Here is a 13,480-nt window from a genome sequence, read left to right as displayed (position 1 = left end):
CTGCGGCGTCATCAAAGGCCGAACAATGCAGCGCCGAGCGACGTCATCGCAGTCCCCTTTATCAGGGAAAATAATCCAGCAAGCAAGAACGCCGAAAAACAGGCAAAAATCAGTCCGTCTACCCGATCCATGACGCCGCCATGACCCGGAATGAGACGGCTTGAATCCTTGACGCCGAATTTTCGCTTGATGAAAGATTCGAACAGATCTCCCGACTGGCTGCAAACCGAAAGAACGAGTGCTGCGACCGCGGCGATGGTTTCAGCGCCCGGAAGAAGAAAATGGACGAGAACCACACCGGCTGCGACCGCCGAAACGGCGCCGCCGATTGCGCCCGACCATGTTTTTCCCGGCGAGATCGAAGGGGCAAGCTTCGGTCCGCCAAGCGCCCTGCCGACGAAATAAGCAAGGATGTCGGTTGCCCAGACGACGGCAAAGACGAAGAGCATCGCGTAAAAACCAGGCCGGTCGTCGCTTCTGATCGCAGCGAGCGCCAGGCCGGTGGCACCGGCATAAAACAGGCCTACCGGCAGCCAGCGGCTGGTGCCATGCAGGATGATCAGCGCTATGCCGACAGCAGTGACGCCGGCCAGCATGCCGGCGGCGAATTCGAAATTGCCGATAAGCACGAGGAAGGCGATCGCCGCCTGGCCGATCCAGCCGACTGTATTGGCGACCCAATCACGCGCTATGCCGGTGATTGTCGACCATTCATAATAGATCAGTAGGCCGATCACCGCCGCCAAAATGCGGAAGGCAAACCCGCCATACCAGGTGGCTGCAAGAACGATGGCCGCAAGAATCAGTCCTGAAACGATGCGGAGCTTCAATTCCTGCTGCATCAGGTGCCAACCGCGGCTGCCTGCGACGACAGACCGCCGAAGCGCCGGTCGCGAGAGGCGAACTTCTCGAGCGCCGAGCGGAAGATCTCAGGGCTGAAATCCGGCCAGTATTCCGGAACGAAGATGAATTCTGAGTAGGCGGCCTGCCAAAGCAGGAAGTTGGAAAGCCGCTCCTCGCCGCTGGTGCGGATGATGAGATCCGGATCGGGGATGCCCGCCGTATCGAGACGGGCGTTGATCAGCGCGGGGGTGATATCCTGCGCCCTCAGGCGGCCGGCCTCGACATCCCTCGCCAGGCTCACCACAGCCCGGGAGATCTCGTCGCGCGAACCGTAATTGAAGGCAATGACCAGTGTCAGCGCCGTATTGTCCTTAGTGGTTTCCTCCGCCTCCAGCAGCAGGCCGAGAATGTCGCTACGCAGGCTGTGGCGGTCGCCGATCACCTTGATGCGGACGTTCTGGCGATGGAGTTCGGCGAGGTCGCGCCGGATGAAGGCCTTCAACAGACCGAGCAGATCGGAGACTTCGGCCTCCGGCCGGCGCCAGTTCTCCGAGGAGAAGGCAAAGAGGGTCAGATATTTTATGCCGGCCGCGCCGGCGGCGCGTACTGTCTCGCGCACCGCCTCGACGCCCTTGCGGTGGCCCATTGTCCGCGGCAGGCCGCGCTGCTTGGCCCAACGTCCATTGCCGTCCATGATGATGGCAACATGCTCTGGCACAGTCACAAATACAGATTCCGACATTTCCCGTCCGGTCTTTCCAGGCAAAGGCACAGATCCACTAGACCTGCATGATTTCCTTTTCCTTCTCGCCAAGCAAGCGGTCGATTTCGGAAATCGTCTCGTCCGTCATCTTCTGTACACGTTCCGACTGCGCCCTGCCCTCGTCCTGGCCGATTACGCTATCCTTTTCGGCCTTCTTAAGGCCGTCCATGCCATCGCGGCGAACATGTCGAATCGCGACCTTGCTCTTTTCGGCATAGTCGTGAGCCACCTTGACGAGCGACTTGCGGCGCTCCTCGTTCAGCTCAGGCAACGGAATACGCAGGCTCTGGCCGTCGACGATCGGGTTGAGGCCGAGATTGGATTCGCGGATGCCGCGCTCGACGGCGCTGACCATCGACTTGTCCCAGACGGAAACCGACAGCATGCGCGACTCGGGCACAGTGATGTTGGCGACCTGGTTCAGCGGCATACGCGAACCATAGGCCTCGATCGTCACCGGATCGAGGATGTTGGCCGAAGCACGGCCGGTGCGCAGCGATGCGATATCGCTCTTGAATGCCGAAACCGCGCCGTCCATGCGGCGCTTCAGTTCCTTGATGTCGATACCTTCACTCATGTCGATGCTCCCGTATAAAGCGCGTCGCTATCTTTCAGATTCGCTTGCCGCAACGTGATTCAGATTTCAGACCAACCGGGCCTAAATCACCATGTTCCAGCGAGGGGCTGCGCCTGATCAAGCGGCGCAGCTTATATCAGTTGTCGGAGACGATGGTCTTGAGGCCACCCCCCGTCAAGATTTCAGCAAAACCGCCTTTCTCATGGATCGAGAAGACGATGATCGGAATGGAATTCTCTCTGGCGAGCGCGACGGCGGCAACGTCCATCACCGCAAGCCCCCTGTCCAGCACTTCCTGGTGCGTCAGGCGGTCGAGGCGAGTCGCATCGGGATATTTCTTCGGGTCGGCGGTATAGATCCCATCCACCTGCGTGCCCTTGAAGATCGCTTCCGCGCCCATTTCAGCAGCCCGCAGTGCTGCGGCCGAATCGGTGGTGAAGAAGGGGTTTCCGGTGCCGCCGGCAAAGATCACCACGCGTCCCATCGACAGATGATAGAGGGTTGCGCGCTGCGAAAAGCTCTCGCAGATCTCGGGCATGGAGATGGCCGAGAGCACCACCGTATCGATGTTCAGCTTGCGCAGCGAGGTCGCCAGCGCCAGCGCGTTGATGATGGTGCCGAGCATCCCCATGTGGTCGCCGGTGACCCGGTCGCCGCCCTTGGACGCTACCGCGACACCGCGGAAGATATTGCCGCCACCGACGACGACGCCGACTTCCACGCCCATATGCCTTGCCTCGGCGATGTCGGATGCAACGCGGTCTGCCACCGCAACATCGATCCCGAAGCCCTGGCTACCCATGAGCGCTTCGCCGGAAGCCTTGAGTAGAACGCGTTTATAGACAGGCTCTATAGACATCTTGGCTCCTCGTAAATTGCCGTGAATGCCCGATACACGAAGGGCACCGCGTTGTCACGCGATGCCCTGGTGTTTTCCCAATTATGGCTGGAAGATCAACCCTTGACGGCAGCCGCGACTTCGGCTGCGAAATCGGTCTCTTCCTTCTCGACGCCTTCGCCGAGCAGAAGGCGGGCCATGCCGGCGACTTCGATCGGCGCGCCGACGGCCTTTTCGGCTTCCTTGACGGCGGCTGCGACCGTGAGATCGGGATTGATGACGAAAGCCTGCGAGAGAAGGGCGACTTCCTCGAAGAACTTGCGCATGCGGCCGTCGACCATCTTCTCGATGATGTTGTCAGGCTTGCCGGAAGCGCGCGACTGCTCGATGAAGACGTTGCGCTCGCGCTCGGCGACGGCGGCATCGACCTCCTCAGGGCGGATCGCCAGCGGCGCAGTCGCGGCAATGTGCATGGCGACCTGACGGCCGATTGCGTTCAGAGCTTCCTTGTCGCCGGTCGACTTCAGGGCAACGAGAACGCCGAGCTTGCCGAGGCCGTCGGAAACAGCATTGTGGATATATGTGGCGACGACGCCGTCCTCGACGGAGAGCGCGACCGAGCGGCGCAGGTTCATGTTCTCGCCGATCGTTGCGATCGCATCCTTGATAGTGTCCGAAACGGACTTGCCGGATGCCGGGTAGGTCGCAGCCGCAACGGCGTCGACGGTGCCGTCGGTGGAGACGGCGACCTTGGCAATGCCGCGGACGAGATCCTGGAAGGCATCGTTACGGGCGACGAAGTCGGTTTCGGAGTTGACTTCGACGACGACTGCCTTGGTGCCCTGGCTGGAAACGGCGATGAGGCCTTCAGCGGCAGTGCGGCCCGACTTTTTGTCAGCCTTGGCGATGCCCTTGGCGCGCAGCCAGTCGATCGCCGCTTCCATGTCGCCGCCGGTCTCAGCAAGGGCCTTCTTGCAGTCCATCATGCCTGCGCCGGTCTTTTCGCGCAGTTCCTTCACCATTGCAGCCGTAATCTCGCTCATTAGCTTCCTCTTGTCGGTTCATACGGTGGGCCGCAAAGCGCGGCGCGGCACCGGATTGAGGCACGAAATGTACCTGTATGTATGACAGCGTGATGAAGACGCGTCATACCGAAACTTATCTGGCAAAGAGCCTGATGCCCTCGCCCTGAAACAGGCAAGGCCGCCGAACTTCGATGAGTCGCGAGCGGCCTTTCCAGTCATGCAAGCTTTGGCGGACCTTCCGATCCGCCCGCTTTCATCAGCCTTCGGCTGCTTCCTCGAGAGCCGGCTCGACCGGAACTTCTGAGGACGCGCCGAGATCACGGCCGGAAGAGCCCTGCTGACGGGCAATGCCGTCGATGGCAGCGCGGGAGATCAGCTCGCAATAGAGAGCGATAGCGCGCGATGCGTCGTCGTTACCCGGAATCGGATAGTCGATCAGGTCCGGGTCGCAGTTCGAATCGATGATGGCAACGACCGGGATGCCGAGGCGCTTGGCTTCGTCGATCGCGATCTTTTCCTTGTTGGTGTCGATGATGAACATCAGGTCGGGCGTGCCGCCCATATCGCGGATGCCGCCGAGGGCCTTGTCGAGCTTTTCACGCTCGCGCTCGAGGTTCAGACGTTCCTTCTTGGTGAAGCCCTGGGCTTCGCCGTTCAGGATCTCATCGAGCTTGCGCAGGCGCTGAATCGAATTGGAGATCGTCTTCCAGTTCGTCATCATGCCGCCGAGCCAACGCGAGTTGACGTAGTACTGGGCCGAACGCTTGGCGCTGTCGGCGATGATCTCAGACGCCTGGCGCTTGGTGCCGACGAAGAGAACGCGACCGCCGCGGGCAACGGTGTCGCTGACGACCTGCAGGGCGCGCGACAGCATCGGAACGGTCTGAGCCAGGTCGATGATGTGGATGTTATTACGATCGCCGAAGATATACGGCTTCATCTTCGGGTTCCAGCGGTGCGTCTGGTGGCCGAAGTGGACGCCTGCTTCGAGAAGCTGGCGCATAGAAAAATCGGGCAATGCCATGCCTTTGTTATCCTTTTCCGGTTGAACCTCCGCAAGGCGAACAGCATCCTCTTCGAAGATGCCACCGGGCGGAACGATCCGGATTTCTCCCGGACAATCCCATGCCTTACGTGTGGAATGCGGTGCCCATACATTCGTTTTGTCGCAAAAGCAAGGCTTACGCCGAAAAATCCCGGTTTGTGCGCCCGGTCCCGGGACCTCTGCTCCTGCGAAAGCCGCCGGTCAGCTTGCCAGCGTCGGCAGTAACGACAGCATGACGCCGGCGTCGGGCATCGGCAGGATGGCATCGATCTCGGCCGGCAGCAGGCTGCCGATTGCGCTGTCGGCGTTACCGGTGGCGGTCCCAAGGGGGCCGCGGAAGCCGTGTCCCGTCCAGGCAAGTTCCTGCAGCTTCGGGCTCACCAGCGCTTCGATCAGCCGGTTGGCGTTCTCATCGACGACAATCAGCGGATGCGCCGAATAGACGGTCGGACGCGGATAGAGCACCACCGGCTTTGCGCCCGCGCTTGCCTTGATGCGCTCCCAGCGCGCGGGATCGGCAAGAATCCATTCTACCAGCTGGTTCTCATAACCGACGATCATCGGCTCGCCGCCGAGGCCGCCTGCGAGATACTGATCGAAAAGTTTGCCTGACGACGGTGACTTGAAGCCCATGTTGCGGAAGATCGCCTGCACCTTGCCGCCGAAAGCGGCAAGATCGCCAGATGTCGCGACATTGCCGCTGAAAAGGCTGAGCACGAGGCCTGCGAACATGAAGCCGGAATTGGAGCGGTTGGGATCGGTCGAGACGATGCGGGCGCGGCCGTAAAGAGAATTGACGCCGAGTTTCGACCAGTCGACGCCGGCGAGGATTGCGTCGAGCAGCGCCTTGAGATCGAGCTGATGATGGCCTTCGTTCGTCATCGTGACCAATCCCGCTTTGATCAACCCATCGACCACGGGCTGCCAGGAATAGACGACGATCGGTGTGTTCAGCACAACGCGGTCGTTGCGGATACCGATGCCGTTCTGCCTGGCGATATCGACCATGATCGAAGAGGACGGCCAGAGGAATTGCGGATGCTGCGACAGCAACGCCTGTTCACGAACCATCTCGACCGAGCCGGCGACGCGGCTGTCCACCGTCACGCCGTATCCGCCGAGCGCCCTGATGACGTCGGGGTCGGAGAGGAATGCCTCCTTCTCGCCGCCGACGAAGCCGAACAGCGTCGTGCGGGTGCCGAGCAGGCCCTGCAGTTCGGGCCGGTCCTTGACGGCGAAATAACCGCCGGTGCCGACGATGCCGGCTCCGAGCAATCCCACTCCAAAAGCGCGGCGAGAAAGAGCCATCAACGTCCGATATCCTCTTTGAGCGAAGCCTGAATGAGGCGCAGATCGGTGTCGAGTGTATGCAGCGCCTCATCGATCAGGCTGTCGGCATAATGGACGAAGGCCTCTTCGAGCTTGACCAACACGGCACGGACCTCCTCCAGCTGCTTGGGGTCGGGAACACGTTTAGCCTCGATGACTGCAGAACCTTCCGCCACCTCGGCAGCGCGCGGCAGATAATAGGAGAGGAATCGCCGCACGGCATTGGCGCTTTCGGGCTTGGCCTCGACCTTGCGAAAGACATCGGCGGCGATTTCGGCAAGATGCCGGACGGCGGTTGCCGTCTTTCGATCGCCTATCGCGTCGGCGGCGGTCTCCAGCCTCTGGGCAAAGGGAATCGCGGCCTCCAGCAGGTCGCGGGCAAAGGCGACGCGGCCGCTGCCGATGCTCTTGATATCGAGGCCTTCGAACAGCCGGCGCGGCGCCAGAAGAATGACGAGGCCGGCAAACAGCAGAAGGGCGATGATGGCGGCGATCCAGAATGGCATGCCGGCGATGAAACTGAGCAGTGGCACGGTGATTGCCGCCGCCAATCCCGCCACGATCCAGTTGCCATCATTGCCGAGCCAGTTGCGCATGCCGGTCCTAATTATAGCCGCGTGCGGTGCGGAAGGCGGTGGCGAGGTCCGAACCACCGTCGAACACGCGCGCCGACGTCTGCCTGGCAAGGCTGTCGAGCTGGGTTTTATCGGCGTCGCCGAAGGTGATGCCGAAGATCGGCACGTGCGGCTCCATCGCGTTCCATTCGCTCGTGAAGGCCCGGCTTTGATCGTCGGACCTGCCGTCGGTCATGATGACGATCGCCGGCAGATACGTCGAGAGCTTGTCGGTTCTGGCGATCTGCTGCAGGGCCCGTTCGGCGCAGGCATACATGTTCGTGCCGCCATCCGCCTTCTGCCGGGAAATCTCATTCAGCAGCCCTTGCTGCTCCAGCGGGTTTCCGCTTGCCATGAAGGTGTTGCGCACGCTGCCGTCGAAGGGAATGACGATGATCTGGTCGGCGGGCGACCATTGCACCAGCACCTTGCTCGCTTCTTCAGGTGTCAACAGGAAACGCATCGCCTTCTGCAACTGGTCCTCGCTGTCGCCCTGCATCGAGCCGGAAAAATCGAGGCAGAGCGCGGTCAGGGACGGCTTGCGCAGTGCTGCCTGATAAAGGGTGAGCGCCTGGCGGATGACACCAGGCTCAGGCATGCGGATCGCGGTCACCAGCCGGGTCGGATCGAAATTCCAGCCTGGTTCCGGCTTTGCGGCGACGCCGGTCAGCGGAATGCGCCGGCCAGTATCGGCGATGCGCTGCTGTACGGGAGCAGAGCCGAGATAGGCGAGCAGATCGTTGAAGAAGGTCTGGACTTCCGGCCCGCGGCCATGATCGACGAAACCGATCGGCGAATCCGCCATGGCAACGCCGTCGGCCGGATAGATCGCGTAAAGCGGTTCCTGCGACAAGGCGGCAAGCTTGTCGTTGGTTTCCTTCAGCACCGCTTCGTAGTTCCACATAGCGTCGTAGATCGTGCCCTTGCCGGCGGATGCGACGTAGAGATCGGCAAGCCAGCCGGACGAGCCGGACGAGCGCACGACACCTGAAAGCAGCGAGCGGACGCTCTCCTGGACTGCTCTGTCGTCGAGATCGCCGGGTTCGATCACCGGCTTGTTGCCGAGTGCGCTCGACAGCATGGCAAGATAGGCGCTGGCGCCGGAGTTGGATTGCGTCGCCGATGTCATCAGGAATTTCAGCGATCCGTTTTCGACGGCGGCGAGAATGTCCTTCATGAACACATCCCTGCCGATCCAGCCGAGCTGCTCGGCCTTCGACCTGCGCACGCCCAATACCACCGGCGTCTGGACGATCGAGGTGAGGCTCTTGACGCGGCGCCTGGTGTCGAACATGTCGACCCAGACACTGGAGGCCGGCCACACCGCATCCTGCTCGACGCCCTGGTCGCCCTGCAGCGCCAGGCCGATATCGAGCGTGCCTTCATATTTGAAGGTGCAGGTCGCATTCTTCTGCTTGCAGAATTCCTCGACGATCGGCTGCAAAACGGTATTCTCCGATCCCGAGACGATCGAGAAATTCGGTCCCTGAGCGAAGGGATTGCAGCCGGCAAGAGTCAGAGCGGCAAGAAGCGCCAGGCCTGAAAGCAGTGCTCGCATCGTCGTCCTGTCGATCACGCCTTGGTCATCGCCGTCTTGAGTTCGATCGTCATCTGCTCCATCTGCTGCTCGGCCTGCGCCCGTTTCCGGCGCCCCTCCTCCTGAACCTGCAGCACGCCCGATATCGTGTCGATCAAATCCCTGTTCGCCTTGGCGAGCGTATCGATATCGACGATACCGCGTTGCGATTGCTGCTCTATGGCGATCGCCTGGTCCTTCATCATCTCGGAGGCCTGGCGGATCATGTCGTTGGTGGCGTCGGTCACCGCCTTCTGCAGCTCAAGCGCCGATTTCTGCCGCGTCAGCCCGAGCAGGATCACCATCTTCTGTTTCCAGGCCGGCACCGTCAGCGCCGAGGTCGCCTGCAGGTTCTCGATCAGCGTCTCGTCGCCCGCCTGGACGATGCGGATCTGCGGCAGTTGCTGAATGCCGAGCTGACGCGCCTGCTGGAGGTAGAAAACCCGCTTCTCCAGCCGGTCGAGCGCCTGCAAGCTGTCCTGATAGGTCTGCGCTTCCAGCATGCCACCGCCGGGGCCAGTCGCGGCCGCCTCGGCTTCAGCCTTCAGCCTCGGCAGCTCGACGCTGCGAAAGCGCTCTGCAAAAGCTTTGCCAGCCTGGACATAGGCCTCGAGCCGCATGATCGACTGCCTGGTTTCTTCATGCAGGTCGTCGAGCAGCGCGATGTCGCGCCGCAGCGTATCCTTGTGACGGTCGAGTTCGAGGCCGATCCGGTCGATCTGACCGGCCACGTCCTCGAATTCCGCCTTGAACCGTTCGAGCCGGGCCTGTGCGGAGAGGAATATGCGGCTGAGGAACCCCTTATCCTTCAACGATGCCGGGTCGAGGCCCTTGGACTTGAGGATGATGTCACTTAGCAGGCGACCGATCTCACCGAGATCCTTGTTGCGGACCTCGCGCACGATTCGGTCGGCATAATCGCTGACCGTCTGCTGGGCGCGGTCGCCATAGACGGAGATGCCGGCGCGATCGGTCATATTGATGCTGTCGGAAATGCGGGCAATTTCCGCCGGATCGGCGGCGGCAACCGGCAGGGCGGCGTTGTGAACAGTCGCTAGATCGGTATCGGCCATCGGTCGGGCTTTCCAGGCTTGCGGCAGGTAATCGTCTGGAGGCCCATTTTCGCAATGAACAGGCCTCATCACGAGGAATTGGCCGCTAGGATCGCACCGACCGGAAGAGCAGGACGACAGATGGCGACTCAATCATCGCTGGTCGCCGCACCATAATGAACTTTATGATACAGTTTTATGACAGTCGAAAAACCTGCACGCTTACTTGCACGCCTCGGCCTTGCGGTCGAGCAGCTCCAGCTTGGCGAGCTTGCCGGTCAGGACGAAATCGCCGTAATCCATCGTCAGGTCGCGGGTGATACCGTTCTCATAGAGCTTGAAGGACATGCGGTAGACCGGCAAAGCATCGGATTTCGCATTCTCGTTGAAATAGGCAATCGTCACCGGCCAGAAGGCGGTCTTGGAGAAGGCGCCGGCATTGCCGGCGTCGGCCTCCTCGGCAACAGGGGTCTCCTGCTTGCCGACGATCGTCGTCGTCACCAGCGACTTGTCGCCGTCATCCGAGCCGTCGAAAACGCGGGCCTCGAAGAAGCGCTTGCCGTCCTTGGCGTTCTGGATCACGTCGAGCATATGTTCGGTGGGAAAGCGGCTTTCAGCAAGCTGGAGCTCGCGGCTCGACGGCTGCTTGAGATCGACCTTGACGCCATCCGGCTGATCCTGAGCCGCACCGTTGACCTCCTTGTCGAGCTGTTCGTCGGTGAAGGATTTGGTGTCGAAGGTAAACTGGCCGTCCTTGAGGTTTTCAAAGGTCTTGGTCTGCTGGTCGCTGACGCGGACGCTGTCGCCGGTGTCGATCTGCGTTACGAAGCGGAAATTGGTGGTGAAGCCCTGGCAATAGCTGCCGTCGAACTCATAAACCATGCGACCGTACATGCCGGCGATGCCGGAGCGGTCCGAGGCGTCCTTCAATTCCAGATCGTAGACGGCGCGATGTGCGACGAGGCCGGTCGCGATCGCAGCGCTTACCGCGGGCGCAGCCGCCCATGCATTGGCGGAAACACTGGCGAGAAGCAGAGCGACAAGACTCGATCGGAACATTCATTAACTCCTGTTGGACTCGGTCGCGATGTTATAAGAACGCTTTCGGCCAAATCGAGGCTCGAACCTGTCATATTAAAGATTCTAGTCTTGATGCATAATTTTTGAAGAATTGACAACAAAAGCGGAGCCGAAAATGTCCGATGAAATTGCAAAGCGCCTGACTGAGATGGGGATAACCCTGCCCGAAGCCGCAGCACCTGCTGCAAATTACGTTCCCTATGTCATCAGCGGCAATCTTCTCTACATCTCCGGTCAGCTGCCTCTCGAAGGCGGCAAGATCGCCGTTTCGGGCCATCTCGGCAAGACCGTTGACGTTGCCGCGGGGCAGCGCGGCGCCGAACTCTGCGCCATCAACATCCTTGCGCAGGCGAAGGCGGCACTTGGCGGTGATCTCGGCCGTATCCTGCGGGTCATCAAGCTGAACGGCTTCGTCGCTTCGGCGCCCGATTTCGTCGAGCAGCATCTCGTCATCAACGGTGCTTCTAACCTGATTGCCGGCGTGCTCGGCGAGGCCGGCAAACATGCGCGTGCCGCCGTCGGCATGGCCGCCCTGCCGCTCAATGCTGCTGTCGAGATTGATGCTATCATGGAAATCGCAGGATGACCAATGCTGCCTGGATCAGGGACCTGCCGGTCGCTCATCGCGGCTATCACGATCTCAACAAACTCGTTTGGGAAAATACGCTTTCGGCCTTCTCGCGCGCCGTCGAAGCGGGCTTTGCGATCGAATGCGACCTGCATTACGCCTCCGACGGCGTGCCGGTCGTCTTTCACGACGAGGACCTGCAGCGGCTCTGCAATCTCACCGGCGACATCCGCGAGCGCACCTCCCGGGAACTTGGGCTGATCGCCGTCGGCGGCACGGCCGACAAGGTGCCGACGCTGCGCCAGCTCCTCGATCTCGTCCAAAGCAAAGTGCCGCTAGTGCTGGAGCTCAAGGGCCGCGAGGCGGACGATGAGGGTTTCGCCGAAGCCGTCCTCGAAGTGCTTCAGGACTATGAAGGCAAGGTGGCGCTGATGAGCTTCGACCACTGGCTGCTGCGCGATCTGAAGACGCTTGACGCAGCCTACCCGCTTGGGCTGACGGCCAATGGCAACACGCCGGAGGAATTCGAGGCGCATGCGAAGGCGATGGAGATCGGTCTCGATTTCATCTCCTACTATTATGACGATCTGCCGAATGCGTTCATCACCGGTGAACGCGAAAAGGGTATGCCTGTCATCACCTGGACGGTGCGTGACGAAGAGGCGCGCCGGCGTACATTCGCAAACGCTGATCAGATGACCTTCGAAGGCTTCGACCCGCGTGTGGCGGTTTGACGCTCGCTTTTTGGCCAAGATCATGCGCAGACTGCTGCATAATTCCTTAGTTCGGAATCGATTTAAGGATAAAATTGTGCAGCAACTCAAAGTGTTACAGCGTCCTTTGCGCGTCTGAAAAAACGCGTGGCGCTGTAAGGCAGAGCCGAGACCACCCTCCCACAGGCTTCGCATCCGCCCCATGACCGATGACCTCACCATTCGCGTAGAACGCTCCTTCACCGCGATTTCCCCGCAGAGCTGGGGCAGGCTTTCGGGGGCGTCGAAGGGCGGCACGACGCTTGCCTACAACCCCTTCGTTTCGCATGCCTTTTTATCGGCGCTGGAGGAATCGGGTTCCGCCGACGCCGAGACTGGCTGGCTCGGCCACCACCTGCTGCTCGAGACTGATCGCGGCGAACTGATCGGCGCCCTGCCCGGCTACCTCAAGAACCACAGCCAGGGCGAATATGTCTTCGATCATGGCTGGGCCGACGCTTTCGAACGGGCCGGCGGTCGGTATTACCCCAAACTTCAGTGCTCCATTCCGTTCACTCCGGCGACAGGCCCGCGTCTGCTTGTCGCCGAGGGGCTCCAGCGGCTGCCGGTCCAGAGCGCGATCGCCGAAAGCCTGAAGGAGGTCGTGCGCCGTCTTGGCGTCTCCTCGGCCCATATCACCTTCGTGCCGGATGACGAGATTGGCGTCTTCGAGATGGACGGCTATCTGCACCGCACCGACCAGCAGTTCCATTTCATCAATGAGGGCTACGCCAATCACGAGGAGTTTCTCGAAACGCTGGCTTCGCGCAAACGCAAGGCGTTGCGCAAGGAGCGCCGCGCCGCCCTCGAAAACGGCATCAGCATCGACTGGCTGACCGGCCGCGATCTGACGGAACGCATCTGGGACCAGTTCTTCAAATTCTATATGGATACCGGTGGCCGCAAATGGGGCCGGCCCTACCTCACCCGCAAATTCTATTCGCTGATCGGCGAGCGCATGGCCGACGACATCCTGCTGGTGATGGCCAAACGCAACGGGCGCTATATCGCCGGCGCGATCAACTTCATCGGCGGCGATACGCTCTATGGCCGTCACTGGGGCTGCATCGAGGAGCATCCCTTCCTGCATTTCGAAGTCTGCTATCATCAGGCGATCGACTTCGCGCTTTCGAAAGGGCTGAAACGGGTCGAAGCCGGAGCCCAGGGCGAACACAAGCTCGCCCGCGGTTACCTGCCGGTGACGACACATTCCGCTCATTATGTCGCTCATGCCGGGCTTCGCCGGGCGATCGGCGACTATCTCGCCCGCGAGCGCGCCGATGTCGAACAGATGAGCGAGGTGCTGAGTGAGCACAGCCCATTCCGCAAGGGCGAGCGGCAGCAGGAGGATTGACGCTGCCTCGCCGGCCGCGTTACCCGATCACGGCATGTCGCCCGGAAGTGTGCAGCGGTTACGG

General features: G+C 61.1%; 14 protein-coding genes. 3 read left to right on the top strand and 11 right to left on the bottom strand.

Translation table 11 applies throughout. The annotated features are described in order from the left end of the window. Positions 1–11: 11 nt before the first annotated feature. The 11 genes from HJB82_RS04240 to HJB82_RS04190 all read right to left on the bottom strand — a co-directional run bounded on the left by HJB82_RS04240 (position 12) and on the right by HJB82_RS04190 (position 10,721). Positions 12–842, bottom strand: a complete 831-nt coding sequence (locus HJB82_RS04240; RefSeq protein ID WP_221117274.1) for a phosphatidate cytidylyltransferase — start codon at positions 840–842, stop codon at positions 12–14. After that, a complete protein-coding gene (locus HJB82_RS04235) occupies positions 842–1,585 on the bottom strand; it encodes an isoprenyl transferase (protein WP_207584085.1) in 744 nt (247 codons plus the stop codon). The genes HJB82_RS04240 and HJB82_RS04235 overlap by 1 nt, the downstream gene beginning before the upstream one ends. A gap of 37 nt (positions 1,586–1,622) precedes the next feature. Continuing rightward, a complete protein-coding gene (gene frr / locus HJB82_RS04230; protein ID WP_164009453.1) occupies positions 1,623–2,183 on the bottom strand; it encodes a ribosome recycling factor in 561 nt (186 codons plus the stop codon). A 136-nt stretch (positions 2,184–2,319) separates the two neighbouring features. Then, positions 2,320–3,042 (bottom strand): UMP kinase, encoded by a 723-nt coding sequence (gene pyrH / locus HJB82_RS04225; RefSeq protein ID WP_007628663.1) that lies wholly within the window; start codon positions 3,040–3,042, stop codon positions 2,320–2,322. Positions 3,043–3,137: 95 nt separating this feature from the next. Then, positions 3,138–4,064, bottom strand: a complete 927-nt coding sequence (gene tsf / locus HJB82_RS04220) for a translation elongation factor Ts (protein WP_207584084.1) — start codon at positions 4,062–4,064, stop codon at positions 3,138–3,140. A gap of 238 nt (positions 4,065–4,302) precedes the next feature. After that, positions 4,303–5,070, bottom strand: coding sequence for a 30S ribosomal protein S2 (gene rpsB / locus HJB82_RS04215; protein ID WP_003539287.1), 768 nt, complete (start codon positions 5,068–5,070; stop codon positions 4,303–4,305). A 222-nt stretch (positions 5,071–5,292) separates the two neighbouring features. Then, positions 5,293–6,399, bottom strand: a complete 1,107-nt coding sequence (locus tag HJB82_RS04210; RefSeq protein WP_221139618.1) for a substrate-binding domain-containing protein — start codon at positions 6,397–6,399, stop codon at positions 5,293–5,295. Next, positions 6,399–7,016 carry a 5-bromo-4-chloroindolyl phosphate hydrolysis family protein gene (locus HJB82_RS04205; protein ID WP_221117276.1) on the bottom strand — a complete coding sequence of 206 codons (618 nt, stop codon included), beginning with the start codon at positions 7,014–7,016 and terminating at the stop codon, positions 6,399–6,401. The genes HJB82_RS04210 and HJB82_RS04205 overlap by 1 nt, the downstream gene beginning before the upstream one ends. 7 nt (positions 7,017–7,023) lie before the next feature. Continuing rightward, positions 7,024–8,592 (bottom strand): substrate-binding domain-containing protein, encoded by a 1,569-nt coding sequence (locus tag HJB82_RS04200; RefSeq protein WP_221139678.1) that lies wholly within the window; start codon positions 8,590–8,592, stop codon positions 7,024–7,026. Positions 8,593–8,606: 14 nt separating this feature from the next. Beyond that, complete coding sequence (locus tag HJB82_RS04195) at positions 8,607–9,683, bottom strand: toxic anion resistance protein (RefSeq protein WP_221133042.1); 1,077 nt, start codon at positions 9,681–9,683, stop codon at positions 8,607–8,609. A gap of 201 nt (positions 9,684–9,884) precedes the next feature. Continuing rightward, positions 9,885–10,721 carry a cell envelope integrity EipB family protein gene (locus HJB82_RS04190; RefSeq protein ID WP_207584080.1) on the bottom strand — a complete coding sequence of 279 codons (837 nt, stop codon included), beginning with the start codon at positions 10,719–10,721 and terminating at the stop codon, positions 9,885–9,887. A 136-nt stretch (positions 10,722–10,857) separates the two neighbouring features. Here HJB82_RS04190 and HJB82_RS04185 point away from each other — a divergent pair, with 136 nt between their 5' ends. The 3 genes from HJB82_RS04185 (at position 10,858) to HJB82_RS04175 (ending at position 13,416) form a co-directional block, all read left to right on the top strand. Further along, positions 10,858–11,328: a RidA family protein gene (locus tag HJB82_RS04185; RefSeq protein WP_221139617.1), complete on the top strand. Its 471-nt coding sequence runs from the start codon at positions 10,858–10,860 to the stop codon at positions 11,326–11,328. After that, positions 11,325–12,044, top strand: a complete 720-nt coding sequence (locus HJB82_RS04180) for a glycerophosphodiester phosphodiesterase (protein WP_221117279.1) — start codon at positions 11,325–11,327, stop codon at positions 12,042–12,044. Before HJB82_RS04185 ends, HJB82_RS04180 begins: the two co-directional genes overlap by 4 nt. A 181-nt stretch (positions 12,045–12,225) precedes the next feature. Then, positions 12,226–13,416 carry a GNAT family N-acetyltransferase gene (locus HJB82_RS04175; protein WP_221139616.1) on the top strand — a complete coding sequence of 397 codons (1,191 nt, stop codon included), beginning with the start codon at positions 12,226–12,228 and terminating at the stop codon, positions 13,414–13,416. Positions 13,417–13,480: the final 64 nt, after the last annotated feature.

Origin of the sequence: Rhizobium sp. NZLR10, assembly GCF_019685125.1 — a bacterium.
Classification (GTDB): Bacteria; Pseudomonadota; Alphaproteobacteria; order Rhizobiales; family Rhizobiaceae; genus Rhizobium.
This window is presented reverse-complemented; position numbering and strand designations above follow the sequence as displayed.

Bases quoted from the DNA above. Each gene is read 5' to 3' on its own strand.
- HJB82_RS04235 (WP_207584085.1), bottom strand. From the start codon at position 1,585: ATGTCGGAATCTGTATTTGTGACTGTGCCAGAGCATGTTGCCATCATC.
- rpsB (WP_003539287.1), bottom strand. From the start codon at position 5,070: ATGGCATTGCCCGATTTTTCTATGCGCCAGCTTCTCGAAGCAGGCGTC.
- pyrH (WP_007628663.1), bottom strand. From the start codon at position 3,042: ATGTCTATAGAGCCTGTCTATAAACGCGTTCTACTCAAGGCTTCCGGC.
- HJB82_RS04240 (WP_221117274.1), bottom strand. From the start codon at position 842: ATGCAGCAGGAATTGAAGCTCCGCATCGTTTCAGGACTGATTCTTGCG.
- frr (WP_164009453.1), bottom strand. From the start codon at position 2,183: ATGAGTGAAGGTATCGACATCAAGGAACTGAAGCGCCGCATGGACGGC.
- HJB82_RS04180 (WP_221117279.1), top strand. From the start codon at position 11,325: ATGACCAATGCTGCCTGGATCAGGGACCTGCCGGTCGCTCATCGCGGC.
- HJB82_RS04185 (WP_221139617.1), top strand. From the start codon at position 10,858: ATGTCCGATGAAATTGCAAAGCGCCTGACTGAGATGGGGATAACCCTG.
- tsf (WP_207584084.1), bottom strand. From the start codon at position 4,064: ATGAGCGAGATTACGGCTGCAATGGTGAAGGAACTGCGCGAAAAGACC.
- HJB82_RS04190 (WP_207584080.1), bottom strand. From the start codon at position 10,721: ATGTTCCGATCGAGTCTTGTCGCTCTGCTTCTCGCCAGTGTTTCCGCC.
- HJB82_RS04210 (WP_221139618.1), bottom strand. From the start codon at position 6,399: ATGGCTCTTTCTCGCCGCGCTTTTGGAGTGGGATTGCTCGGAGCCGGC.
- HJB82_RS04175 (WP_221139616.1), top strand. From the start codon at position 12,226: ATGACCGATGACCTCACCATTCGCGTAGAACGCTCCTTCACCGCGATT.
- HJB82_RS04205 (WP_221117276.1), bottom strand. From the start codon at position 7,016: ATGCGCAACTGGCTCGGCAATGATGGCAACTGGATCGTGGCGGGATTG.
- HJB82_RS04200 (WP_221139678.1), bottom strand. From the start codon at position 8,592: ATGCGAGCACTGCTTTCAGGCCTGGCGCTTCTTGCCGCTCTGACTCTT.
- HJB82_RS04195 (WP_221133042.1), bottom strand. From the start codon at position 9,683: ATGGCCGATACCGATCTAGCGACTGTTCACAACGCCGCCCTGCCGGTT.